The 23,528-nt window shown below is 66.1% G+C and carries 18 protein-coding genes, 1 pseudogene and 1 riboswitch; of the genes and pseudogenes, 9 read left to right on the top strand and 10 right to left on the bottom strand.

The annotated features are described in order from the left end of the window. Window positions 1–43: 43 nt before the first annotated feature. Window positions 44–1,306: pseudogene (locus tag G3A44_RS23550) on the top strand (capsule polysaccharide biogenesis protein); the annotation flags it as partial. A 56-nt stretch (window positions 1,307–1,362) separates the two neighbouring features. Here G3A44_RS23550 and metH read toward each other — a convergent pair. Continuing rightward, on the bottom strand, window positions 1,363–4,149 hold the full coding sequence (gene metH / locus G3A44_RS12170) for a methionine synthase (RefSeq protein ID WP_163457795.1): 2,787 nt from the start codon (window positions 4,147–4,149) through the stop codon (window positions 1,363–1,365). Window positions 4,150–4,233: 84 nt separating this feature from the next. Continuing rightward, window positions 4,234–4,336, bottom strand: a riboswitch (S-adenosyl-L-homocysteine riboswitch). A 153-nt stretch (window positions 4,337–4,489) separates the two neighbouring features. Here metH and G3A44_RS12165 point away from each other — a divergent pair. Continuing rightward, on the top strand, window positions 4,490–5,692 hold the full coding sequence (locus tag G3A44_RS12165; RefSeq protein ID WP_163457794.1) for an HD-GYP domain-containing protein: 1,203 nt from the start codon (window positions 4,490–4,492) through the stop codon (window positions 5,690–5,692). 13 nt (window positions 5,693–5,705) lie between these two features. On the opposite strand, the gene G3A44_RS12160 is transcribed toward G3A44_RS12165, so the two are convergent. From G3A44_RS12160 to G3A44_RS12125, 8 genes are all read right to left on the bottom strand, one after another. After that, window positions 5,706–6,788 carry a homocysteine S-methyltransferase family protein gene (locus G3A44_RS12160; protein WP_163457793.1) on the bottom strand — a complete coding sequence of 361 codons (1,083 nt, stop codon included), beginning with the start codon at window positions 6,786–6,788 and terminating at the stop codon, window positions 5,706–5,708. Between the two features lie 217 nt (window positions 6,789–7,005). Further along, window positions 7,006–7,971 (bottom strand): hypothetical protein, encoded by a 966-nt coding sequence (locus G3A44_RS12155; RefSeq protein WP_163457792.1) that lies wholly within the window; start codon window positions 7,969–7,971, stop codon window positions 7,006–7,008. A gap of 113 nt (window positions 7,972–8,084) precedes the next feature. Then, on the bottom strand, window positions 8,085–9,374 hold the full coding sequence (locus G3A44_RS12150) for a polysaccharide pyruvyl transferase family protein (protein ID WP_163457791.1): 1,290 nt from the start codon (window positions 9,372–9,374) through the stop codon (window positions 8,085–8,087). A 129-nt stretch (window positions 9,375–9,503) separates the two neighbouring features. Further along, window positions 9,504–10,799: an ISL3 family transposase gene (locus tag G3A44_RS12145; protein WP_163457790.1), complete on the bottom strand. Its 1,296-nt coding sequence runs from the start codon at window positions 10,797–10,799 to the stop codon at window positions 9,504–9,506. Between the two features lie 91 nt (window positions 10,800–10,890). Next, window positions 10,891–11,676, bottom strand: coding sequence for a hypothetical protein (locus G3A44_RS12140; RefSeq protein WP_163457789.1), 786 nt, complete (start codon window positions 11,674–11,676; stop codon window positions 10,891–10,893). Between the two features lie 57 nt (window positions 11,677–11,733). Continuing rightward, window positions 11,734–12,702: a beta-1,6-N-acetylglucosaminyltransferase gene (locus G3A44_RS12135; RefSeq protein WP_163457788.1), complete on the bottom strand. Its 969-nt coding sequence runs from the start codon at window positions 12,700–12,702 to the stop codon at window positions 11,734–11,736. 14 nt (window positions 12,703–12,716) lie between these two features. Then, window positions 12,717–13,886: a hypothetical protein gene (locus G3A44_RS12130; RefSeq protein WP_163457787.1), complete on the bottom strand. Its 1,170-nt coding sequence runs from the start codon at window positions 13,884–13,886 to the stop codon at window positions 12,717–12,719. 46 nt (window positions 13,887–13,932) lie between these two features. Next, window positions 13,933–14,220: a hypothetical protein gene (locus G3A44_RS12125; RefSeq protein ID WP_163457786.1), complete on the bottom strand. Its 288-nt coding sequence runs from the start codon at window positions 14,218–14,220 to the stop codon at window positions 13,933–13,935. Window positions 14,221–14,658: 438 nt separating this feature from the next. Here G3A44_RS12125 and G3A44_RS12120 point away from each other — a divergent pair, with 438 nt between their 5' ends. The 4 genes from G3A44_RS12120 to G3A44_RS12105 all read left to right on the top strand — a co-directional run bounded on the left by G3A44_RS12120 (window position 14,659) and on the right by G3A44_RS12105 (window position 19,310). After that, window positions 14,659–16,056, top strand: coding sequence for a cyclic di-GMP phosphodiesterase (locus G3A44_RS12120; protein ID WP_310734366.1), 1,398 nt, complete (start codon window positions 14,659–14,661; stop codon window positions 16,054–16,056). After that, the gene (locus G3A44_RS12115) at window positions 16,056–18,221 is read left to right on the top strand and encodes a GGDEF domain-containing phosphodiesterase (protein WP_163457785.1); all 2,166 of its coding nucleotides are present in this window, start codon (window positions 16,056–16,058) and stop codon (window positions 18,219–18,221) included. Before G3A44_RS12120 ends, G3A44_RS12115 begins: the two co-directional genes overlap by 1 nt. A 73-nt stretch (window positions 18,222–18,294) precedes the next feature. Beyond that, entirely contained in the window at window positions 18,295–18,627 is a 333-nt protein-coding gene (locus tag G3A44_RS12110; protein ID WP_163457784.1) for a DUF1840 domain-containing protein, read from the top strand. Window positions 18,628–18,644: 17 nt separating this feature from the next. Further along, window positions 18,645–19,310, top strand: coding sequence for a histidine phosphatase family protein (locus tag G3A44_RS12105; RefSeq protein ID WP_203561390.1), 666 nt, complete (start codon window positions 18,645–18,647; stop codon window positions 19,308–19,310). Between the two features lie 35 nt (window positions 19,311–19,345). Here G3A44_RS12105 and ruvB read toward each other — a convergent pair whose 3' ends face one another. Further along, entirely contained in the window at window positions 19,346–20,416 is a 1,071-nt protein-coding gene (gene ruvB, locus G3A44_RS12100; protein ID WP_163457783.1) for a Holliday junction branch migration DNA helicase RuvB, read from the bottom strand. 133 nt (window positions 20,417–20,549) lie between these two features. Between ruvB and G3A44_RS12095 the strand changes: the two genes are divergently transcribed. From G3A44_RS12095 to G3A44_RS12085, 3 genes are all read left to right on the top strand, one after another. Then, window positions 20,550–20,942, top strand: a complete 393-nt coding sequence (locus G3A44_RS12095; RefSeq protein ID WP_163457782.1) for a DUF2946 domain-containing protein — start codon at window positions 20,550–20,552, stop codon at window positions 20,940–20,942. Window positions 20,943–21,206: 264 nt separating this feature from the next. Beyond that, window positions 21,207–22,196 (top strand): MbnP family copper-binding protein, encoded by a 990-nt coding sequence (locus tag G3A44_RS12090; protein WP_163457781.1) that lies wholly within the window; start codon window positions 21,207–21,209, stop codon window positions 22,194–22,196. A gap of 14 nt (window positions 22,197–22,210) precedes the next feature. Beyond that, window positions 22,211–23,470, top strand: coding sequence for a methanobactin export MATE transporter MbnM (locus tag G3A44_RS12085; RefSeq protein WP_163457780.1), 1,260 nt, complete (start codon window positions 22,211–22,213; stop codon window positions 23,468–23,470). Window positions 23,471–23,528: the final 58 nt, after the last annotated feature.

Raw genomic sequence — 23,528 nt, 5'->3', positions numbered from 1 at the left:
CCTGTCGGCCGGCAAGGCACTAGACTGGCGTCATACACAACGGATGCCGGGCCGCGCTGGTGAATTCACCGGCGCAAGTCCGTCAGACCACGACGGGGATATTTGGGCGCAGGACTTGCTTGGATCTTGGAGTCCGTCCGCCCGCGGTCCGCGTCGTCTCCCCTCATCGTCCGGCCACATCCCTCCACCGACCGCCATGATCCCGACTTCACTGGACCAATTGCTGGCGCGCAGCTCCACGCTGCTGCTGCAGGGGCCCATGGGGCCGTTCTTCTGGCGCTTGCGCAACACGCTGGTCGACCACGGCCAGCAGGTGCACAAGGTCAACTTCAATGCCGGCGACGACCACTTCTACGACGGCCCGGGTGTCACGCACTTTCGCGACCCGGCTTCCGCCTGGGGGGATTGCCTGGACGAACTGCTGCAGCGCCACGCGGTCGACGCCGTGGTGCTCTTCGGTCAGAACCGCTGGATGCACGAGACCGCCATCCAGCGCGCCCGGGCCCGGCAGGTTGACGTCTTCGTGTTCGAGGAGGGTTACGTCCGTCCCGACTATGTGACCCTGGAGCTGGGCGGCGTCAACGCCGAGTCGCGCATCCCGCGCGATCCGCAGTTCTACCGTGACTGGGTGCCGCAGGTCATCCCCGCCCCGCGTCCCACGCGCCAGCAGTTCAGCGTGGTGGCCGACATCTCCATGACTTACGCCTGGGCGGAGCGTCACGGCCGCAAGGCCTACCCGCACTACAAGCACCACCGGGACCTGGGCCCCGTCAGCGAAGGCCTGCGCTGGGTCCGCGGCGGCTACCGCAAGTGGAAGAACCACTTTGCCGAGGCCGCCATGCTGCCCTACCTGTCGGCGCCCGACCAACACAAGCGCTACTTCCTGGTGCCCCTGCAGGTCTACAACGACAGCCAGATCCGCTGCTACTCGCCGTATGACCATGTGGCCGGGTTCATCGAGCATGTGATGGACTCGTTTGCCGCCCATGCGCCGCAGGACAAACTGCTGGTGCTCAAGCACCATCCCCTGGACCGGCCCTACAACGACTACCGCCAGCTGATCGAGCGCCTGGCTGACCAGCATGGCATCGCCGGGCGGGTGCACTACCTGCACGACCAGCACCTGCCCACGCTGCTGCAGCATGCGGCGGGCGTGGTCACGGTCAACAGCACCACCGGCCTGCAGTCGCTCTACCACCGCACCCCGGTCATCACCCTGGGCGACTCGGTCTATGACGTGCCGGGCCTGGTGCACACCGGCGAGCTGGCCGACTTCTGGCAGGACCCCGGCACGGTGGATGTGGACCTCTTCCACCGTTACCGGGCCTACCTGGTGTGGGAGACCCAGCTCAACGCCAGCTTTTACGGCGAGACGCCCGGCTTGCCCTCGTACACCGAGACCAGCCGGCGTTGGGCCGCCTCCAAGGGCAAGCCCAGCGCCCCGGCCCAGGCGGCCACCTGGCCGTCGTCCACCTTGCCCACATTGAAGTAGACCGCCTGCGGGTGGGCCAGGTAGAAGCCGCTCACGCTGGCGGCCGGCGTCATCGCCCAGCTTTCGGTCAGGCCCATGCCGATGGCCGGTGCGTCCAGCACCTCGAACATGCCGGCCTTCACGCCGTGGTCGGGGCAGGCGGGGTAGCCCGGCGCCGGGCGGATGCCGCGGTACTTCTCGGCGATCAATTCCTCGTTGCCCAGCGCCTCACCCGCGGCATAGCCCCACAGGTCGGTGCGCACACGCTGGTGCAAGCACTCGGCAAAGGCTTCGGCCAGGCGGTCGGCCAGGGCCTTGAGCAAGATGGCCGAATAGTCGTCGTGCGCGGCTTCAAACTCCGCCGCCCGCTTTTCGGCGCCCAGGCCGGCCGTCACGGCGAACAGGCCGATGTAGTCCGGCTGCACGCCCTTGGGGGCGATGAAGTCCGCCAGGCTGCGGTTGGGGCGCGGCACGCTGTCCACCACCGGCCGTTCGTTCTGCTGGCGCAGCGGCGCCCAGCGCAGCAGCACCTGCTCACGGGATTCGTCGGCGTAGACCTCGATCACGTCGTCGTCCACCGTGTTGGCCGGGTGCAGCGCGATCACGCCATTGGCCTGCAGCCAGCGGCCGTCGATGATGCGCTTGAGCATGGCCTGCCCGTCGGCAAACACCTTGCGCGCCGCCTCACCCACCACCGCATCCTGCAGGATGGCCGGGTAGGGGCCGGCCAGGTCCCAGGTCTGGAAGAAGGGGCCCCAGTCGATGTATTTGGCCAGCTCGGCCAGGTCAAAGTTGCGGAACTCGCGCCGGCCGATGAACTTGGGCGCTGCCGGCGTTTCTCGCCAGTCGATCGGCGTCTTGTTGGCGCGGGCCTGGGCCAGCGGGATCAGCGGCGCCACCTTCTTGCCCGCATGCAGGCGGCGCACCTGCTCGTAGTCCGCGCGCAGCTCGTTCAGGTAGCCGGCCGAGCGCTCCTCGCTCAGCAAATCGGAGCACACGCCCACGGCGCGTGAGGCATCGGGCACGTACACCACCGGGCCGCTGAAGTTCGGGGCGATCTTCACCGCCGTGTGCACCCGGCTGCAGGTGGCGCCGCCAATGAGCAGCGGCGTGGCGCGCTCGCGGAACCAGGGGTCGCGCTCCATCTCGGCGGCCACATGCTGCATCTCCTCCAGGCTGGGGGTGATCAGGCCCGACAGGCCGATGATGTCCGCCCCTTCCTCGCGCGCCTTCTTCAAGATGTCCTGACACGGGACCATCACGCCCATGTTGACCACCTCGAAGTTGTTGCACTGCAGGACCACCGTGACGATGTTCTTGCCGATGTCATGCACATCGCCCTTGACGGTGGCGATCACGATCTTGCCCTTGGGCTTCACGTCGCCGCCGGCGGCGGCCATCGCCGCCTTCTCCGCCTCGATGTAGGGCAGCAGGTGGGCGACGGCCTGCTTCATCACGCGGGCGCTCTTGACCACCTGCGGCAGGAACATCTTGCCGGCGCCGAACAGGTCGCCCACCACGTTCATGCCGGCCATCAGCGGGCCTTCAATCACGTGCAGCGGCCGGCCGCCCCGGGCCTGGATGGCCTGCCAGCACTCCTCGGTGTCGGCGTCGATGAAATCGGTGATGCCATGCACCAGCGCGTGCGACAGGCGCTGCTCCACCGGCACCGGCTGCTCGGCCGTGCCGCGCCAGGCCAGCTTGGCGCTGTCATCCTTGGCGGCGCCCTTGGCGCTCTCGGCAATCTCGATCAGGCGCTCGCCTGCGTCTTTGCGGCGGTTGAGCACCACGTCTTCCACCCGCTCGCGCAGCTCGGCCGGCAGGTCGTCATACACGCCCACCATGCCGGCGTTGACGATGCCCATGTCCATGCCCGCCTGGATGGCGTGGTACAGGAACACCGTGTGGATGGCCTCGCGCACCGGCTCGTTGCCGCGGAAGCTGAAGCTCACGTTGGACACCCCGCCGCTCACCTTGGCGCCGGGCAGGTTGGCCTTGATCCAGCGCGTGGCCTCGATGAAGTCCACCGCGTAGTTGTCGTGCTCCTCGATACCGGTGGCGATGGCAAAGATGTTCGGGTCGAAGATGATGTCCTCAGGCGGGAACCCCACCTCGTCCACCAGCACCTTGTAGGCGCGGGCGCAAATCTCGGTCTTGCGGGCGAAGGTGTCGGCCTGGCCTTGCTCGTCAAAGGCCATCACCACCGCGGCCGCACCGTAGCGGCGCACCAGCGTGGCCTGGCGCTTGAACTCCGCCGCGCCCTCCTTGAGCGAGATGGAGTTGACGATGCCCTTGCCCTGGATGCACTTCAGGCCGGCCTCGATCACCTCCCACTTGGAGGAGTCGATCATGATTGGCACCCGGGCGATCTCCGGCTCGCCAGCGATCAGGTTCAGGAAGCGCACCATGGCGGCCTTGCTGTCCAGCATGGCCTCGTCCATGTTGATGTCGATGACCTGGGCGCCGTTCTCCACCTGCTGGCGGGCCACGGCCAAGGCCTTCTCGTACTCGCCGGCCAGGATCATCTTGGCGAACACGCGGGAGCCGGTCACGTTGGTGCGCTCACCCACGTTGACGAACAGGCTGCCGCTGCCGATCTCCACCGGCTCCAGGCCAGACAGGCGCATGGGAGGCGGCAGGACGGGGGCGGGGCGCGAGGAGGCGGTGGCGAGGGTCATGGCAGCGCAGGGCAGGAACGGGACAACAGGCCACAGACCATACGCACCGCGCTTGAGGGCTCACCCGGGGCGGCCGGTCCTCGGCCGGGGTGAGCGCCGTTGAGGCGCGCCGCACGCGACGACGCCGCCCTGTCGAGCCTGGCAACCGGCGGCATGGGCCGCGGCTGTCGCAACGCTCCTCGACGGGGCTGAGCGCATTTTATGGGACGGCAGGGGGCTGCTTTTCCACGCATGGCCAAGACTTCAGCGCCGCCACACTGCCTTACCCGCAGCGCCTGCCCGCGTGATGTGCGACCCACCCGGCCGCGCCCCGGCCGTCGCCCAGTCCGCCAGACCCACCATGAAGCTGATCCCCGTCCCGGCCGACGACGTGGAAGCCGGTCGTCCACTCCCCTTCACCCTGCGTGACCAACACGGCGCGGTCCTCGTGGCCCGTGGCGCCCGGCTGCAGGAAGCCCGGCATCTGGAGCACCTGCAGGCCCACGCCCTGTTTGTCGAGGCCGGTGAACTTGAGCGTGCGCAACGCCTGCTGCAGCGCGAAGTCACCCAGAAGCTGCACCGCGACGACACCACCCTGGCCCACCTGGCGGCGCTCAAGCCCACCTACTCGGCCGACAGCGGCGCCCGTCGCCCCGGAGACCCCGAACCCACCTGGCCCGACCTGCAGGCCCGCGCCCGCATCCTGCTGGCCGACACCAGCCTGCCTGACTGGCAGCCCCGACTGGACGAGCTGCTGGCCGAACTGCTGCAACAGTTCCGCCGCCGCCCCGACGAACTGCTGGCCCGCACCTTCTACGAAGCGGGCACCAGCTTTGAGGACTACGCCACCCACCACGCCCTGCTGGTCATGCTGCTGTGCGACCTGGCCGGGCCCCGTCTGCCCCGCTGGGACCCATCCTGGGAGACGCCGCTGCTCAAGGCCGCCCTGACCATGAACATCGGCATGCACGCCCTGCAGAACCAGCTGGCCCGTGAGGTGAGGCCCCTGTCGGCCCCGCAGCAAGTGCAGGTGCGCGCCCATGCCCAGCTCGGCATGCAGCTGCTGCAGGCCGCCGGCGTCACCGATCCCCTTTGGCTGGAGGCGGTGCGGCTGCACCACGACCAGCCCCAGGGACCGGTCGAAGAGCGTACCCCCGCTGCCCGCCTGGGCGCCCTGATCCAGCGCGCCGACCGCTACGCGGTGCGCATGAGCATCCGGCGCGGACGCCCCGCACTGTCTGCCCGGGTGGCCGCCCAGCAAGCCTTCTTTTCAGAAGGCGGCAGCGCCGACGAGGCCGGGCTGGCCCTGCTGGGGGCGCTGGGGCTCTATCCGCCCGGCACCTGGGTGCGGCTGGCCAGCGGCGAGACCGCCCTGGTCCTCAAGCGCCAGGCAGGCCCTAAGGCCCCGCAGCAGGTGGCGGCCCTGCTCAACCGCGAGGGCCTGCCGCTGGCCGTGCCCGCGCTGCGCATCACCGTGCCGCCCCGTCACGAGGTGGCCGAGGCCCTGCCCTCCAGCGAGGTGCGCATGCGCCCCCACCTGGACCAACTCTTTCGCATGGCCTGAAACGACCGAAGCCTCAGGCCGAAGCGTCTTCCAGCGCCTGGTCGCGGGCCAGCAGGCCGCTGAAGGAGGGGCCGTGCACGCAGCGCGGCTGGTAGCGGCTCACGCCCTCAGCAATGGCGCGGATATGGTCCGGCGTGGTGCCGCAGCAGCCGCCCACGATGTTGACGAAGCCTGAGGCCGCAAACTCCGCCACCAGGCGGCTGGTCACCTCCGGCGTCTCGTCAAAGCCGGTGTCGCTCATCGGGTTGGGCAGGCCGGCGTTGGGGTAGCAGCTGATGAACGTATCCCCGGCCACCCGGCTCAGCTCCTCGATGTAGGGCCGCATCAGCGTGGCGCCCAGGGCGCAGTTCAGGCCCACGGCCAGCGGCCGGGCGTGGCGCACCGAATGCCAGAACGCCCCCACCGTCTGCCCGGAGAGGATGCGGCCCGACGCATCGGTCACCGTGCCGGAGATGATCACCGGCAGCCGCTCGCCCGTCTCCTCCATCAGCTCGTCCAGGGCAAAGATGGCCGCCTTGGCATTGAGCGTGTCAAAGATCGTCTCCACCAGGAACAAGTCGCAGCCACCTTCCATCAGCGCCTGGGCCTGTTCCTTGTAGGCATCCTTGAGCTGGTCAAAACTCACGTTGCGTGCACCCGGGTCGTTCACATCCGGGCTGATGCTGGCGGTGCGCGGCGTGGGGCCAATGGCACCGGCCACAAAGCGCGGCTTGTCCGGCGTGCTGAACTTGTCGCAGGCCGCGCGGGCCAGTCGCGCCGCCGCCACGTTCATCTCACGGGCCAAGTGGCCCAGGTGGTAGTCGTCCTGGGCGATGGAGGTAGCACCAAAGGTGTTGGTCTCGATCAGGTCGGCCCCCGCGGCCAGGTACTGCTCGTGGATCTCGGTGATCACGTCCGGTCGGGTCAGCACCAGCAGGTCGTTATCCCCCTTCAGGTCCACCGGGTGGTCCGCCAGCCCCGCATGCCGGAAGTCCGCCTCACCCAGCTTGTAGCGCTGGATCATGGTGCCCATCGCCCCATCAATGATGACGATGCGCTGGGCGAGCAGGGCGGGGAGGGACTGGGCGCGGGTGAAGGGGCGGGCGGCAGAGGTCATCCGGCGGATTGTAGGACCCGGGGGAATGCCCTTCTGAGTGCCCGGTAGACGGTATCGTCGGCAAATCACGTGGGGATCATGGTGCCCGAGGAAACCGTCTACAAATCCCTCTGGACAATTTCCTGGATCTCAAGCCGTCCAGTGCTCATTTTCAAGAAAATCACGCAGGGCGGCGGAGTTGTTGGGCACCTTGCGGCTCTAATCCTCAAAGATCAATTCAGAGGCGATATTTCTCGACGAATTCCTCAGTTTGATATTTTCTGACACCAATGCCTTGCCAAACATCCATTAAGCTTCCCACGTCAATTGCCATGCCGCCCTGCTTTTCAATGGTCCTGCAGTAGGCCTTCCCGAGGAGGCCTGCGCCCACTAGATAGAGTTCGCCCCTCAGGTCAGTTGACTCCAATTCTTCAGATATTGAAAAGTACCTATCGGGATAGTGGATTTCAGTCAGTTTCCAGCCCACATTAAGTGCCTGATTTGGTATCAGATGGGAGCGGCCCTCCTTGACGCCCCAAGAATTTGCCATGCGGGCAAGAAGGTCGGGGTAGCAGGTGATCACGTTGAGTCGCTGGCATTGCTTGACAACGCTGTCGATCCATTGGGCCAGGAATTTGTGGGCGTACCGGTTCACAAAATGGCGGTTTTCATCGTCAATCCATTCTTGGCCGAAGGCTGAAACAGCATCCCAGACGCCTGCCACCCCCGTCATGCCGCGCACATCCACTTTTTCGGTTGATGCCTTTGAAAGCAGATCTACCGCAGTGGTGAACTGCTTTTTGTTGGGGATGCCCACAAAAGTTGCTTCGCGAGCTGCTGCGACAATTGGTGCTGCGAATTCATCCCAAGAGTTGATTTTTGGCGCCAGCCGACCAAACATTAGGCCCAATATTCTTTCCATGCCGAGACTCGCCAGTGCAGGATAGTCGTGCTGCCGTTTGGACCAAAACAAGACATTTCCCTCTCCGTCGCCGAGCCGGATGAGTGAGAAAGGTTCTGCTGCGCTCACCTTTTTTATGAGAATTTCTTGCAAGTTGGCGTGTTTCGATGGGTCGATAAGATTTCTTGGTCCGACAGCAGATAGGGAGTCTTCAAAGCACTTGTATTCTTGATGCGAGACGTCGTCTTTGGCGAAATTTTCTGCCTGACGGTTGATCTCCATCTCTTTTTGGTTGTCGCTCACTTAACGCCTCTCTGAATTTCAGATGGGCACCTGCGTACGCGTGATTTCGGCGTGCAGATGCTGAAGTGTAGGAGTTTTAATTTATTCGATCTTGGGGATTTTGAAATGCCGGCTCATATCGCGTTTGCTTGGTGGCCTATGCATGTCTCATTTTTGAATGTGCCAATCTTTGTCTGGCGACCAAGCGACGCAGTCCTGCCGCAGATCGCAAATCGTTGCCTGAGGCTGGCCCATTCTGTGAGTTTCTCTCCAGTAATTGGCTCCACCGGAGACACTTTTTGGTTGTCTGAAAAGTCTATGGCGTAGATGTCATACGCGGGGGATTTGTCGAGCAAGTTCATCACCGAAGATAGGAATTTGCTCTCGCTGGCTGAAAGGTCAAATTTTTCGCTGAAGAGCGAGAACTTTGCTGGCTCACTCCAGGTGGAAAAGTGGCTCTTGATCCTACGGAAAGCCGCAGAAAATACCCCATGTGCCGTGCTGCTATGGCTTGACAGTCGGCTCAATTCTTCCGGAGTCAATTGAAATGACTCGAAAATGACGCTTCGGCATTTTTCTAGTGCGACGTATCCCTCTGGCATTTCCGTCACGGCACCGCTGGATTGAAGTGCTTCAATCGGGAAAGCGCCTCTCAGGTCGTGCTTCAGGTGGGCACTTGATGAAACAAAGCCGGCTCCGAGTATCTCGGCTAGTGAGGAATTTTCGGTCAGGCTTGTCGGGGAGGTCTTGCCGTCCTGGGTTGTTGAGTAGTAGTCAAGGAACTTGAACTCGCCCCCGCCGATTTTGTTGGCAATGGTGACCCAAGTGCTCTTTATGCCTAACGCATCCGCAAAAATTAGGCCGTGTAGGCTTGAAGATACAATCGCCTCACACTCGCTCATCTCGGTAAGGAATTTTTCAGGAGAACTGTGAACATCCAACAGGGTGACGCCATCCTTCTTCAGGAACTCCTTGGCGGCAGGGTGCGACCTGTCAGAGTAGTGGGGTACAAATCCGATCTTTCCGGTCTGGGTTGGCCGTCTTTCAAACAAGACGTTTTCCATGTCTGAGACCAGGATTCCAGGGTCTCCGAGTGGTACATCCCTGTCCAACCATCCTTGTGCGCGCAAATGGGCTGCTGAGCTCTTTCCGCGCAGGGCTGATATATGAAAAGGTTTTGTCGCTGGCAGTGAAAACTCTGGCCCCATGACGCCGGTGCCCCACATCACAGAAGCATTGTTCGCGCTGGCCGCGATGCTGCCAAGGCTCAAGAGGTGTGCCTCTTGATTGCCACAAAATCTAATATTCAACCCACTCACTGCACCTGCAATCAGTGGTGTGATCTGATCGCCGATATTTCTAATCTTTCGAAAATATCTGGCGTTAAGTAGGGCCGTGTGCGGTTTGGCTTGAAAATTGTTCATTGGGTCGATCTCACGATATCTTTCCACCCTGGGCCCTAGATGTCAGGTCCCGGATGATTCCTGATCATTTTGAGGAACAAGTGCGAGTGTGAGATGGCTCCATGCCATTCCGTGTGGAAAGCGTCCCCGTCACTGCGCCTGTGCCAATGCAAACGGGCTGGCCGGCAGGTGCTTGAGCTTGGCCATGCGCAGGTAGGCGATGGCGATGAAATTGGTGCTGGTTCTGAAGCTCCGGGCCGCGCGCTTGGCCTGCTGTAGCGGCCCGTTCATGGCCTCGACGAAGGCGTTGCTGCGGTGATCCACCATGCCGCGCACGACAGCGTCCTGGCGCTCGGCGAGCGTGGACGCCAGCTTCTTGAAGGGCTCCAGTCGGCAGCGCCGGGCCCAGCCCAGCCAAGCCTTCAGGTCCTGGTCGGCCTGTTCAGGGTCGTTGTGCGTCCGGGCCTGGGCATAGACCTCGCGCAGTGCCATCTTCAGCCGCCAAGCCCGTGCGCTCTTGAGCCCGGAGCGCTGCAGCCAGTGCATGGTGTCGATCTGCTTGCGGCTCCAGGTGGCCGGGTTGCGCCGCATGCCCCACATCAGCTGGCGCAGCGCCTGTGGCGTTCGCCCGCCCAGGGCTTGCCGCACCTGCGTGGGGTCGTCGGCCATCTCCTGGCGGCGCACCTGGTCCATGGCCTCCATCGCCATGGCCACGACGTGGAAGCGGTCGTAGCTGATCTGCGCCTGCGGCAGCGCCTTGGTCACGCCCAGCGCGTAGGCCGCGCTCATGTCCATGCACACATGCCGCACCTGCGCTGGGTCTCCGCCGTGGGCCCGGAGATCGGCCACGAAGTCCAGCACCGTCTGGTGGCTGCGGCCTTCGGTGGCGAACAGCAGCCGCTTGGCCACCAGATCGTGCACCACGGTGATGTAGTGCTGACCGCGGCGCAGGCTGGTCTCGTCGATGCCCACTACGCTCACGCCGTCCAGGCGCTCCAGCGCCCGAGCCTGCCCGACGTAATGCTCGATGCGCCGCCACAGTTGCTTGTCCCCGCAGCGCAGCAACGCCGCAGCCTGGCGCACCGGCAGGTCACGGCACAGCGTGAGCGCCAGGGCCTCGAAGGCGGCGGTGAAGCCCGAGCCCGGCCGTGCCCAGGGCACCGACATCTGCGTGGTCTTGCCGCAGCCACCGCAGGCCACGCGCGGCACATCGCAATGCAGCCAGGCCTCGAACTGGAAGAAGTCCAGGTGCCGCCACGAGCGGCGCAGCCGGTCATGAACGGGCTGGGCTGCAGCCCCGCAGGCCGGGCAGGACAGGGACACGCCCTGGCAGCCGATCTCGAAGTCGATGCGCCGTTTGGCGGTGTCGAGCTTGACGTCCTCGACCACCCAGGGCAACTGCAATCCCAGTGCGCTGGTGAACAGCGCTTCGACTCCAACGCTCATCGACTCGGTCCTGTCTCAACGCCCCTCAACAGGGGGGGGCCACCGGTGGGCATTCTCAGTGTTGCGTTCCACACGAAACGACGAGGAGCCTTCAGCGCCCAGAGGGCAGTTTCACCAGCGAGTCGTGCAGCGTCACATTCTCAAAATGGGGCTCCACGCTGGATTTGAAGATGGCCCGGATCTTGAAATAAGCGCTGGGATAAAGGTGAACCGACTTTCCCAGCATCGCGGCGCCGATGGCTACGTGTAGCCGGTCCGTGTGCACCACCGCGTACCGGCTCAGGTGTTCAAAGAACGGTGCCACATCGGTGTCATGTTTCCCCTTGTTGCTAAGGTCCAAATTTCCGACGGGCAACGGGCCACGCGCTTGGCTCCGCTCCTTGTCATTGCGAAAGAAATAGCCGTCGCCCTTTCCTTCGATCATCGGCCCGACACGGCCTGCCAATGCAAATGCCATGTCGTGGCAGAAATGAGCTTCCGGCATGAATTGCTGACTTTCAAAACGGTCGCGGACATGAAAGACCACGCCGGGAACCTCATATGTGCTTTCGAAGGTGGATGGCAGAACCACGACGCGGTGTTTGGTCTGTAGTGCCTTGACATGCTCCACGGCATGATTCCAGTACGTGCACCATGCCCCGCTTCCGCCGTAGATCATCAGGCCCTTCTTGGGCTTGACCATGAACTCCCGGCGGGTGAAATGCTCCTCCACCTTGATGCCGTATTGATCAAAGAAGGACAGTGCACCCGCACGGATCAGCCCGTCGCCCCAGTTTCCGGGATTCGGAAAGTAATAGATTGGATCGTCACCGGCCATGGCTTTCAGGCGCGATGCAAGTTCGTCAAATGGCTGGGTCAGACTGAGGGGAAGATTCACGGTGAACGCCAGTTCAAAAAGTGAAGGGGGAATGTGGGGGGGATGGGCGCAATGGGGTCAAGGACGCTGCCAAAGCGTCTCTGCCGCGCGGTGCAAGGCAGGTAGGGGTCCGGATGCTTTGCGGCTGAATAGGGCGTCTCCTATGGCCAGGTGAGCCAGACTTTCCGCTGTAATTCGGCCGGGCGTGCCCATCTTGGTTCGAAGATTGTTCTTCATGTCAATGCCCTCCTTCAGGTCAGGAGGAGCGCTGGCCAAACAAGTTTGAAAGAACGTCTCGTCTGGCAGAAACGTCTGTCCCAACAAGGTTGCGACTTGGCTCACCTGTGGGGAACTCACCAGCCACTCCACCACCTTGCGATGCAGTACCACCCACTGCCGGCCCAAGGTGTACGGATACTGCCGCCAAAAGGCCTGCCGGTCCTGTAACTCCGGTGGCATCAATCCACGCAGCAGCAGTTGTTTGCCGGTGGCAGTGGCCAACTCCGCGCACCAGAGGGAGCGGCGCATTTCGATTTCCGCGACTGGGTTGAAGCGGCCTGCCTCTACCAGCCGCTCCACCGCTAAGTCTCCCACGTAGGGCACCCGGAACAGCTTGGCGACTTTCCCGCTGCCCGGGCCGGCATAAGGAACCCAGACCGGCGCCCGCTTGACCTGAAAGCTGAACACAAAACTGTGCTTTCCCGTTCGCGACTGCAAAGCCCGTAGGCGCTGCGCCATTTGATATGGATCTACCAGTGGGATGCAGCTGCCGCTCAGGTTGATGAACCACTCCCAGCCTGGCACTCCCACCGAATGGGCCATTGCTTCGCGCATTTGCATGACCACGCTGGGGCCGGCCCACACCACGGGCAGACTTTGGCGCACTGTCACGCTTGGCCCCGCGAGTCGAGCCCCGAGCTGGGTTGCCAGCTCGCCAGAACCGTCCAGCGCCACGTCGATTGAGCCTTGCGCGCTGGCAAGTGATTTGGCGAGCCAGTACAGGTGCTCCCAGTTGTCGCCGTGGTGTTGGATGGAAAAGTGAATCATGAAGCCCAATCTATTCAGGTGGGGGACCAGGGAAAGTTCCACTGCCAAGTGGGCGAAAGCCTTTCGGGGGCAGACCTGATTCCAGTCATCAACCAGTGCTTTTCGTCAACAGACAAGTCTCCCGTGATGAGACCATTTGCAATAGTCTGGTTTTTTGATGAAACCCACGTGTGGTGTGCTGCCAGTCGTTCCACAAATTGTGCCCCCCACTCTGGAACCCGGCTCGTGACTTTGTGCATTGCCTCAAGAAGAAGTTCTTCCTGTAGCGGGGGGAAAAACTCTCCAGGCAGAGCGACGCGAAATCTGAAGGCCTGGTCGCGATCGAACCACTCTTTTGCCAACCGCTGGTTTGAGTTTGCGGCCTGTTCTCTCCACTTTTGCGCAAGGTCGGCGGGCATCGGCACTCGCCCCGAAAAATTTTTTCGAGTCTGAGCTGCGGCGTTGAATGCAACATATTCTTTCTTGTGGGCAGGGATGCCTCCGCGAAGAATGTTGCTGACCCGTTTCAATTCGAGAAGCTCGCCGCCGATGGATGAGTTTGCTTCAATTGTGGAATTGAGTGGTATTTCCCGTATTTCTGCCTTGGAAAGGAAATCGCTGACCATATCTCTATCTTTGAGTTGGTCGCGGTCGTAGATTCCTACGCGCAGATTGGCTTTCCCGAACGTCGATTCAAGCCTCTCCAGGTATCGAGCGTAGTTGGCTACTTTGGCCTGACTAGCGAATTGTTCAAGTGACAGGCTGAGTCCAGTGGCGTGAACCCGCTGTTGGTAAGTGGTGATCAAGTATTCGACCTGCTCCCGCAGGTAGACGATCACGGTCGTGTTTTCGGTTGGAAATACGGATGCAAGGATTGTGGGGGGTACGTCCTGCAGCGCCTCGGAACTTATAATGACCGAATGAATGGAGGCTTCTGAAGCCTCAAGGGAAATTCCTGCCTTGAGGTCGGCGATGACCTGATCCCAATGGGTGGCTTCCTTTCCAGTGCTGCGACCTTTGAGTGCGCCCGCCAATTGGTGGTGGGCCACCTTCTTGCCACGCCCTGTTTTCGGATAGGCATAACCGGCTTGGGCGAGCTTTTCCGAATTAGAGTGCAAAAAATGTTGCAGTGCCGAGGTGCCACTCTTGTGGCGCCCGATGTGCAGGATGTAGTGCTTGTCGCTGGAAAGCGGGGTTGAGCTCATCTTGGTGCGGTGTCAGGCGCCCTTGGGGTCTAGCCGTGTTGGGTTCTTAGCTGTTTTCGTCTTCGCCCTGGTCGGGCGCGGGCGCGGGCGCGGGCGAAGTGCGGTTGGTCTTGGGATAGAAGTTGATGCGCCGGCTTTTCCCGCCACCCGTGACGGCCTGGTCGCGCTTAATTGACACAAAGTCTCCTGCTGGAGTCCTCAATTTCCCGGTCGACGCGCGTTCAACCTCGTTCGCAATGGCCGAGAATGTGGCGTAAATGATCTCCCGCACTTCGCTCTTCTTGATTGAAGGATGCTTTGAGGAGATTTCTTCGGTGAGTTGCTTGATGTTCATTTTTGCTGCCGGTGAGGATGATCTTTGAAGGTCCTGTTGCGGTTGGTTTCAGTATCCAAGAATGTGACTGTCTGCGCGGGTGACAAGTAAGGCGCTCGCACGGCACTTGCTTTAAATACGCTGCGGCGGTTCTGTCTTAGGGCAGTGAGAGGACATGGTGAGCCGGCGCTCCCGGTCGAGGATCTGAGTCGTTGGCCAAACACAGTTTCTTTGCTAGTGCAGCAGGGACACGCCGGTATCGATCACGCCGTGATTTTGCTGCATGAGTCCGCCCGATTGCGGACCGCGACGACTGGAGCCCCACGAATCGCGCTGTGGACCTTCGCCGTGGGTGACGCGTCGCCCTGCGCAACGACGATACCGCAGCGCTCAGCTCTCAGGTTTGCCCGGCAAGCTCCGACAACGCTGGAGTCCCCCCACCACGCCAGGAACCTCGCCGTGCCCGCAGACCACGACCTTCCCCACATCGATGTCTCCGCGTTGCGGGTGGGCATGTTCGTGCACCTGGACTTGGGGTGGATGGCGCACCCGTTTCCGCTGTCGAGCTTTCGGCTGACACAGCCTGAGCAGATTGCGGTCATCCGCCATCTGGGCCTGAAGCGGGTGCGCTGGTCGCCGGAGCGCAGCGTGCTGCCCGATGGCGGGCCGTGGCCGGCGGGTGGGGCGGCGGCTGGCGCTGGTGGGGCGGCCGGGGATCAGGCCGCGCCGTCGCCCGGGGCAGCTGGCGAGGCTGCGATGCCGGACGCCACCGAGTCGGCGGCTGCGGCTGCGGCGGCGTCGGCGCCGGGAGCAGGGGCGGTGGCGCCCGATGTGGCCCCCGACCCATGGGCCGAGGAACAGGCGCGCGCCCGCCTGTGCGAGCGCCAGCAGCAGGAGGCCTGCCGCGCTTGGCGCCTGCTCGCCGATCAGGTGCTGGGGCAGCCCGACCAGGCCCGGGAGACGGCGGCCGCGCTCAGCCGCAGCCTGGTGGACAAGCTGCTGCCGGCGGGCGATGTGTGTGTGCGGGTGCTGGCCGAGCCGCGGGGGGACCGTGCCTCGGCGCATGCGCTCAATGTGGCGGTGCTCTCGCTGTTGCTGGGGCGCCAGCTGGGCCTGGCGCCTGACCTGCAGCAGGAGCTGGGTCTGGGCAGCCTGCTGCACGACATTGGCAAGCTCAACCTGCCGGACCGGGTGCGCTGGCCGCGCGAGGACTTCAGCGCGGCCGAGCTGTCCCTCTACCGTGACCATGTGGGCCAGGGTGTGCAGCTGGGCCGGCGCATGTCGCTGCCGCCCGGGGCACTGCTGGTGCTGGGGCAGCACCACGAGACCGCCGACGGTCGTGGCTTTCCGCTGGGGGTCAAGCAGGCGCAGATGAACCGCCTGGCGTCCATCGTGGCGCTGGTCAATGCTTACGACAACCTGTGCAATCCGGCCTCCCTGGCCCGGGCGCTCACCCCGCATGAGGCGCTCTCGCGCCTGTTTTCGCAGCATCGCCGCCAGCATGACGAGGCGGTGATGGGAGGGCTGGTGCGCCTGCTGGGCATCTACCCGCCGGGCACTGTGGTGGAGCTCTCCGACGGCCGTCCCGGCCTGGTGCTGCGTGTCAATGGCCACCACCCTATGCGACCCCAGTTGCGGGTGCACGACCTGTCGCAGCCGGACGGCGGCCTCTGGCTGGACCTGGCCCGGCATCCGGCGCTGAGCGTGCGCGGCAGCCTGCGGCCCGAGCAGCTGGGCCTCCAGGCGCGTCAGGCGCTGGAGCCGCGCCAGCGCACGGCCTACTTCTTTGAGATGGCCGCCCCTGACGAGGCCCTGGCCGAATCGGCCGACGCCCCCACCCCGCAAGGAGCGCGCTGATGCTGCCACGTGAGCCGGGCCTGCAGGCCCTGGTGGAGGCCTCCCGCACGGCCCCGGCGCCTTGCTGGCTGGCGCAGCTGGAGGAGCCGGCCTGGCTGGTGGACCCGTCCAGCGGCTTGGTGCTGCAGTCCAACGCCGCGGCGCAGGACTGGCATGCCCTGCTGCGCCCCGGTGGCGGTGCGGTGCGGGCTGACCTGCTGGGCGGGCTGGAGGATGTGCATTTTTGGGCCGAGCTGACCCAGCCCGCGCCGGCGCTGGCCGGCGCGGACCTGCCGCTGCCCACGCTGTGCTCCGAGACCGAATGGCCGGGCCCCCAGGGCGAGCCGCGCTGGGTGGAGCGGCACATCCGCCCGGTCACGCTGGAAGACGGCCGCACCGTGATGTGGGTGCGTCTGCAGGACCGCACCGCGCAGCGGCGCTGGCTGCAGGAGCGCGACCAGGCGCTGGCCGAGCTGCGCGCCACCCTGGAGGCCACGCCCGACGGTCTGCTGGTGACCAATGCGCAAGGGGCGGTGCAGGCGCTCAACCACCGTTTTGCCTTGCTCTGGGGGCTGCCCTTTGCCAGTCACGACAGTCCCGCCGCCCGGGCCGATGACGGGCGGCTGTGGGCCTGGATGGCGCAGTCCGCCCTGCAGCCGCAGGCGCTGTTGGCCCGCCTGACCCAGTTGCGGGGCCAGTGGCTGGGCCGCACCGAGGACCGCTTTGCCCTGCGCGATGGGCGCTGGCTGGAATGCCGCACCGAGCCGCAGTGGGGTCGGGGCCTGGTGCAGGGACGGGTGTGGGTGTGGCGTGAGGCCCGCCCGAACGCCGGTTGGCGGGCCGCCGGGCGCACCCTGGCCGCGCCGAACCCGACCGAAGGCCTGTCCGAGGCGGACTGGCGCGAGGCGCTGGAGGCCGCCCTGGACGCAGCCGACGCCCAGGGCAGCGACCTGGCCGTGTGCTGCCTGGGGCTGGAGGCCGAGGCCCTTTATGCCCAGGGCGAGCAAGCCGGGGCGGCCACCTTGGCCCGCCTGCGCGGCACCGTGGGGCGTGAGGCCGGCCCCACTGCCCGGGTGGCGGTGCTGGGCCCGGACCAACTGGGCGTGCTGTTGCCCGGGGCCGGCGCGGGCCAGGCCCGCGAGCTGGCCGCCCGCCTGCTGCCGCGCTGCGGGCCCGAGGGGGCGGATGCCCCCGCAGCCAGCCTGGGGGTGGCGCTGTATCCCGAGGCCGGGGTCTCGGCCGACCGGCTGTGGCCGCTGGCGCGCCAGGCCCAGGCCCGCGCGGCCGATCGGGCCCGGGCCGGCCTGTCGGCCTGGGTGCTGGAGGGCGAGGCCCCGGCCACGCCGGTGCGCACGGTCCGCGCCGGCATGCGCCGGCTGGAGCGTCTGGAGGTGCTGCTGCGCTCGGCCGCCGCCGAGCGTGAACTGCTGCTGCACTACCAGCCCCTGGTGGACCTGCCCACCGGGCGGGTGGCCGGGGCCGAGGTGCTGCTGCGCTGGCACGATCCCGACCAGGGCATGCTGGCCCCGGCGCTGTTCTTGCCCCAGGCCCGGCGCGCCGGCCTGATGCCGGCGCTGGACGACTGGGTGCTGGAGCAGGCCCTGCGCCAGGCCTGTGCTTGGCGGCAGGGGGGACGCCCCCTGCTGCTCAACGTCAACCTGAGCGTGCCCACGTTGGATGACCCCGGCCTGCCGCGCCGCCTGGCCGCCCTGCTCAAGGCCAGCGGCTGGCCGCCGGATCAGCTGGCGCTGGATGTGCCCGAGGCGGCACTGGCCTGCGACGTGGAGTCGGCCGTGGTCCGTTTGCAGGCCCTGCACCGCCTGGGCGTGCGGCTGGTGTTGGACGACTACGGCGCCGGACAGGTGCCCCTGGCCGCCCTGCGGCGCCTGCCGCTGGCCGCGGTCAAGCTGGACCCGCAGCTGGTGCGCACCCTGGGTCCGCAGCCCCCCGGTGGCTGGACCGGCGCCTTGCTGGACGTGGCCCGCCATATGCGTTGGCCGCTGTGGGCCGAAGGCGTGGAGACGCTGGCCCAGCGCGAGCAGCTTGGCCGGCTGGGCTGCCAGCAGGCGCAGGGTCACCTGTGGGCGCCCGCCCTGCGGCCCGAGCCCTGGCTGCGGCACGCCGCCGCGGCGGAGGACCGGCGCATGCCGCCCGGCCTGGGGCTGGTGCCGGCGGCCACGTCCTGAACCTGCGCCGTCACCACGGCGCGGCACAATCGGCGCCGCCGGCGGCCCCTGACGGCCCGGTTCCGGCCCGACCATGATCTACAAGTTCAAGAGCAAGGCCGCGGGGGACGTCATCATGATGGGCCCCACCGGCGACCGGGTGCTCGGCCTGATGGGCCGCGAGCCGGCGCCGCGCGGCATCCTGCTGGTGGCCGACATGCCGGCGGCGCTGGCGGCCCTGTCTGAGGCCATTGCCCGCGACGAGGCCCTGCGTGCCGCGGCGGCGCAGCCTGTCCCCCCCGACGAGGCGGCCACCGAGCCTGCCCCGACCCTGGAGCCCATCTCGCTGCGCCAGCGCGCCTGGCCGCTGGTGGAGATGATCAAGCGCTGCCACGCCGAGGACGAGCCCATCGTCTGGGGCGTCTGACCTGGAAACCCCTGCCCATGCCCCTGGCCGAACCCACCCGCATCATCGCCGTGCGCCATGGCGAAACCGCCTGGAACGTCGACACCCGCCTGCAGGGCCAGCTCGACATTCCGCTCAATGACCGTGGCCGCCAGCAGGCCCGGCTGGCGGCCCAGGCCCTGCTGCATGAGGGCCCCACGGTGCTGGTGAGCAGCGACTTGAGCCGCGCGCGGGAAACGGCCCAGGCCGTGGCGGCCGCCACCGGCCTGCCACTGGCGCAGGACCCGGGCTTGCGCGAGCGCCACTTTGGCGCCTGGCAGGGCCACACCTACGCCGAGGTGGAGCAGCGCTGGCCTGAGGCCAGTGCCCGCTGGCGCCGCCGCGAGCCGCACTTCGGCCCGCCCGAGGGCGAGACGCTGCAGGGCTTTTTTGACCGTTGCCTGAGTACCCTGCACCGTCTGGCCGCCGCGCATGCCGGTCAGACCCTGGTGCTGGTGGCCCATGGCGGCGTGCTGGACTGCTTTTACCGCGCGGCCAGCGGGCAGGCCCTGGATGCGCCGCGCACTTGGGAATTGCCCAACACCGGCATCAACCGCCTGCTGCACACCGGCGAGCAGCTCACGCTGGTGGGGTGGGCCGATGTGCACCACCTGGATGAGGCCGCGCGCGACGAGTCTCAAGACCGGGTGGGCCACGCCGCCTGAGGGCCATCGCCCCAGCGGGACGGGCCGCGCCGGCTTCAGGCGGGGTCGAACAGGTCGGCGCCCCCGCGCTGCGGTGGGGTGACGCCCAGGTGGCGCCAGGCCATCAGCGTGGCCACGCGGCCGCGTGGCGTGCGCTGCAGAAAGCCCTGCTGGATCAGGTAGGGCTCGATCACGTCCTCGATGGTGCCGGGCTCTTCGCCAATGGCGGCGGCCACGTTGTCCAGGCCCACCGGCCCCCCGTCAAAGCGCAGCACCACCGCCTCCAGCAGCTTGCGGTCCATCAGGTCAAAGCCCACCGGGTCCACATCCAGCATCTTCAGCGCCGCGTCGGCGATCTTGCGGGTGATGCGGCCATCGCCCTTGACCTCGGCGTAGTCGCGCACCCGGCGCAGCAGGCGGTTGGCGATGCGGGGCGTGCCCCGGCTGCGGCGCGCCACTTCCATGGCCCCGGCCGGGTCGATGGGCGCCCCCAGTAGACCGGCTGAGCGCTTGACGATGCGTGCCAGTTCCTCGGGCGAGTAGAACTCCAGCCGCGCCACGATGCCGAAGCGGTCGCGCAGCGGGTTGGTCAGCATGCCGGCGCGGGTGGTGGCGCCCACCAGGGTGAAGGGCTGCAGGTCCAGCTTGATGCTGCGCGCGGCCGGCCCCTCGCCGATCATGATGTCGATCTGGTAGTCCTCCAGCGCCGGGTAGAGGATTTCCTCGACGATGGGCGAGAGCCGGTGGATCTCGTCGATGAACAGGACGTCGTTCTTCTCCAGATTGGTCAGGATAGCCGCCAGGTCCTTGGGCTTTTCCAGTACCGGGCCACTGGTCTGGCGCAGGTTCACGCCCAGCTCGGCGGCAATGATGTGGCTCAGGGTGGTCTTGCCCAGGCCCGGCGGGCCGAAGAGCAGCACATGGTCCAGCGCCTCAGCGCGCTTGCGGGCCGCGCCGATGAAGATCTCCAGCTGCTCGCGCGCCTTGGCCTGGCCGACGTATTCGTCCAGCAGCTTGGGCCGCAGCGCCCGCTCCAGCGCCTCCTCCTGCGGGGTGGCGTTGGCGGCGCTGACCACCCGCGGGCTGCGGGGCAGGGCACCGGCGAAGTCGTCGGTCTGGATGGACATACAGGCATTATCCGGGGATTGCCCGGCTGCGCGCGGTTCCGGGTCCCCTGGGCTGCACCTTGATCTGGATCAGCCCGACGGTGAACGAAGGTGAAATCTTCCCGGGGCGGCGTTCCTAGAATCCGGCGCTTCCATGTCTTCGCTGCGCCGTTACCTTCAACGTCTGAGCTGGATCGCCTGGTGGGCGATCTTCGGCTTGGCCGTGGCGCCTACCCTGTCGCATGCGCTGGCCCACCAGCTGGCGGGGCAGGGGCGGCTGGTGGAAGTCTGCACCCCGCAGGGCATGAAGGTCGTGCTGCTCGACGAGGCTGGCCAGGCCGTGCCGGGCACCGCCGCCACACTGAACCACTTGGAGCACTGTCCCCTGTGCGGCCTGTCGGCCCAGGCGGCCCCGCCGGCTGCGCCGGTGGCGGTGCCCGCACTGTTGGCTCCCGCGCGGTGGGTTCCGCCGCTCTTCCTGCAGGCGCCCCGCCCGCTGTTCACCTGGGCGCCGGCCCAGCCTCGCGCTCCGCCTGCGGGCGCTTGAGTTTTCTTCTTCGCGACACACCCCTGGGCGTCCGCCTGGCCGTAGGCCAGTGCCGGCGCCAGGGCGGCTTCGCCGTCGCGCCCTGACGCGCTCGCCGCGCCCGGTGACGTCAAGTCCCGCTCGGCCTTCTCCATCCTCTTGCACCGTGCCCACCGGGCCCGGACCCAGGCTGCCTGTGCGCCGCCCTATGCCTCTGGCGTAGCGCCCCCGGGTTGCCCTGGCGTGTCCGTCCGCCGCTGGGCCGTTTCACCCCCAATTCGTCCCATGTTGCCCAACATTCCCCACCTTTTGCCCTCCGGGCTCCTCGCCCTGCTGACCGCCTCCGCGCTGCTGACTGCGTGTGGCGGCGGCGATGACGACACCGAAGAGGCCCCGACCACCCAGGCCGTGAGCATTGAATTCGTCGCCACGGTGGGCGGCACCCCGGTCAGCTGCGCCAGCACCTTGGAAGGGCTAGGCACCACCGGGGCCAAGGCCAAGGTGCAGGACTTGCGCTTTTATGTCTCCAACGTCAAGCTCACCAATGACAAGGGTGAGGAGGTCTTGGTGACGCTGGATGCCAACGATTTCCAGCTCACCAGCGCTGGTCAGACCGTCGCCCTGATCGACCTGGAGGACGGCAGCGGCTTTTGCGCGGGCGACAAGCTGCTCCACGTGGCTGTCACCGGCACGGTGCCTCAGGGCACCTACGCCGGTGTGGAAATGACCCTGGGCGTGCCCGAGGCCCTCAACCACAGCGAGTCCACCGTGGCTGCCGCGCCGCTGGACAACAAGGACATGGCCTGGAGCTGGCAGGCCGGCCGCAAGTTCGTGAAGATCGAGGTGAACCCCGAGAACGCCACCACTGCGGGCACTTTCACGCAGGGCATCAAGAAATTCAATGCCGATGGCAGCGCCACCGGCACCTTCAACAACAGCTTCTATTTCCATCTGGGCAACACCGGCTGTGCGGTGGACAGCACCAAGTCCTGGGGCTACAGCTGCACGTCGGATAACACGCGGACCTTCCACCTCCATGGGTTCGACCCGCAGAAGCAGCGCATCACCGTGGACCTGAAGGCGCTGTTCGCGCTGTCCAACCTGGTGGAGGAGCACGGCGGCGCGGGGGGGTGCATGTCCGGTGGCACCGATCCGGAATGCCAGGCCATGTGGTCGGTGATCGGCAGCTCGTTTGACGCCAGCGGCAACAGCGTGCAGGACAGCGAGAACGAGTTCTTCCACGGCCACACCATCTTCCGGGCACTGGCCAAGTGAGGCGGCGGGACGGCATGAAAGACCTTGCCCTGACCCGCCCCCTGGGCGGCGGGATGGCGTTGGCCGTGCGGCTCGGTGCTGCCCTGCTGGCCCTGGCCGTGACGGGCTGCGGCGGTGCCGGCACCGAGGTGGTGACCACCTCCAGCGCTGACCCCGATTGGGATTGGGCCGCCGACGCGGGTCTGCCGTCCCACTTCCCCGTGCCGGCGGTCCCGGCGGACAACCCCATGTCGCGCGCCAAGGTGGCGCTGGGGCGGCAGCTGTTCTTCGACAAACGGCTGTCGGGCAACGGGCAGCAGGCCTGCGCTGGCTGCCATGTGCAGGCCCTGGGCTTCACCGACGGACGCGCCACGGCCCTGGGATCCACGGGGGAAGCGCATCCGCGCAATGCCCAGGGCCTGGCCAATGTGGCCTTCCATGCCACGCTGACCTGGGCCAATCCGCTGCTGCAGACGCTGGAGCGGCAGATGGAGGTGCCGCTGTTTGGCGAGAACCCGGTCGAGATGGGCATCAACAATGGCAACCAGGACACTGTGCTGGCACGCTTTCGAGGCGATTCGGCCTATCCGGCGCTGTTTGCCGCAGCCTTTCCCGACGAGGCGGGCGAACGCATCACCTTCCGCGCCATCATCAAGGCCATCGCTGCGTTTGAGCGCAGCCTGATCTCCGCCGACAGCCGGTACGACCGTTGGCAGCAAGGGCGGGAGGTGCTGACCGAGCAGGAGTTGCGCGGCATGGCGCTGTTCAACGGCGAGAAGGCGGAGTGCTTTCATTGCCACGCCGAATTCAACTTCAATGACCAAGTGCGGCACGCCGGCAGCCGCACCGTCTCGATCCCTTTCCACAACACCGGTCTCTACAACATAGACGGTGCGGGAGGTTTTCCGTTTCCCAACCGCGGGGTGTTCGAGGTGTCGCAGAAGCCTGCCGACATGGGCATGTTCCGCGCCCCCAGCTTGCGCAACGTGGCTGTCACCGCGCCCTACATGCACGACGGCAGCAAGGCCACGCTGGAGGATGTGCTCGACCACTATGCCAATGGCGGCACCGTCATTGCCACGGGGCCGCACGCGGGGGATGGCCGTGCCAACCCCTACAAGAGCGATCTGGTGTCGCGGATCGATCTGAGTGTGCAGGACAAGGCGGACCTGGTGGCCTTTCTCAAGACGCTGACCGATGAGACCTTTCTGGCCCATGTCCGCCACGCCGATCCCTTTGCCGCCGCCCGCCTGCCGGCGACGGCGGCTCAGGCCGGAGGCCGCCATGCGCGCTGAGGTCCTTCTGTGGCCCGTACGTGGCCTGGTGTGGGCGGCGGCCGTGATGTCGGTCGCT

It is taken from the genome of Ideonella livida (assembly GCF_010499455.1).
Lineage (GTDB): Bacteria > Pseudomonadota > Gammaproteobacteria > Burkholderiales > Burkholderiaceae_C > Ideonella > Ideonella livida.
Note: the sequence above shows the minus strand (reverse complement) of the source record. Positions and strands in the feature narration are given on the sequence as shown.

What these genes read in the sequence shown, in the direction of transcription:
- metH (WP_163457795.1), bottom strand. Translation starts at nt 4,149, where the DNA reads ATGACCCTCGCCACCGCCTCCTCGCGCCCCGCCCCCGTCCTGCCGCCT.
- G3A44_RS12165 (WP_163457794.1), top strand. Translation starts at nt 4,490, where the DNA reads ATGAAGCTGATCCCCGTCCCGGCCGACGACGTGGAAGCCGGTCGTCCA.
- G3A44_RS12160 (WP_163457793.1), bottom strand. Translation starts at nt 6,788, where the DNA reads ATGACCTCTGCCGCCCGCCCCTTCACCCGCGCCCAGTCCCTCCCCGCC.
- G3A44_RS12150 (WP_163457791.1), bottom strand. Translation starts at nt 9,374, where the DNA reads ATGAACAATTTTCAAGCCAAACCGCACACGGCCCTACTTAACGCCAGA.
- G3A44_RS12145 (WP_163457790.1), bottom strand. Translation starts at nt 10,799, where the DNA reads ATGAGCGTTGGAGTCGAAGCGCTGTTCACCAGCGCACTGGGATTGCAG.
- G3A44_RS12135 (WP_163457788.1), bottom strand. Translation starts at nt 12,702, where the DNA reads ATGATTCACTTTTCCATCCAACACCACGGCGACAACTGGGAGCACCTG.
- G3A44_RS12130 (WP_163457787.1), bottom strand. Translation starts at nt 13,886, where the DNA reads ATGAGCTCAACCCCGCTTTCCAGCGACAAGCACTACATCCTGCACATC.
- G3A44_RS12125 (WP_163457786.1), bottom strand. Translation starts at nt 14,220, where the DNA reads ATGAACATCAAGCAACTCACCGAAGAAATCTCCTCAAAGCATCCTTCA.
- G3A44_RS12115 (WP_163457785.1), top strand. Translation starts at nt 16,056, where the DNA reads ATGCTGCCACGTGAGCCGGGCCTGCAGGCCCTGGTGGAGGCCTCCCGC.
- G3A44_RS12110 (WP_163457784.1), top strand. Translation starts at nt 18,295, where the DNA reads ATGATCTACAAGTTCAAGAGCAAGGCCGCGGGGGACGTCATCATGATG.
- G3A44_RS12105 (WP_203561390.1), top strand. Translation starts at nt 18,645, where the DNA reads ATGCCCCTGGCCGAACCCACCCGCATCATCGCCGTGCGCCATGGCGAA.
- ruvB (WP_163457783.1), bottom strand. Translation starts at nt 20,416, where the DNA reads ATGTCCATCCAGACCGACGACTTCGCCGGTGCCCTGCCCCGCAGCCCG.
- G3A44_RS12095 (WP_163457782.1), top strand. Translation starts at nt 20,550, where the DNA reads ATGTCTTCGCTGCGCCGTTACCTTCAACGTCTGAGCTGGATCGCCTGG.
- G3A44_RS12090 (WP_163457781.1), top strand. Translation starts at nt 21,207, where the DNA reads ATGTTGCCCAACATTCCCCACCTTTTGCCCTCCGGGCTCCTCGCCCTG.
- G3A44_RS12085 (WP_163457780.1), top strand. Translation starts at nt 22,211, where the DNA reads ATGAAAGACCTTGCCCTGACCCGCCCCCTGGGCGGCGGGATGGCGTTG.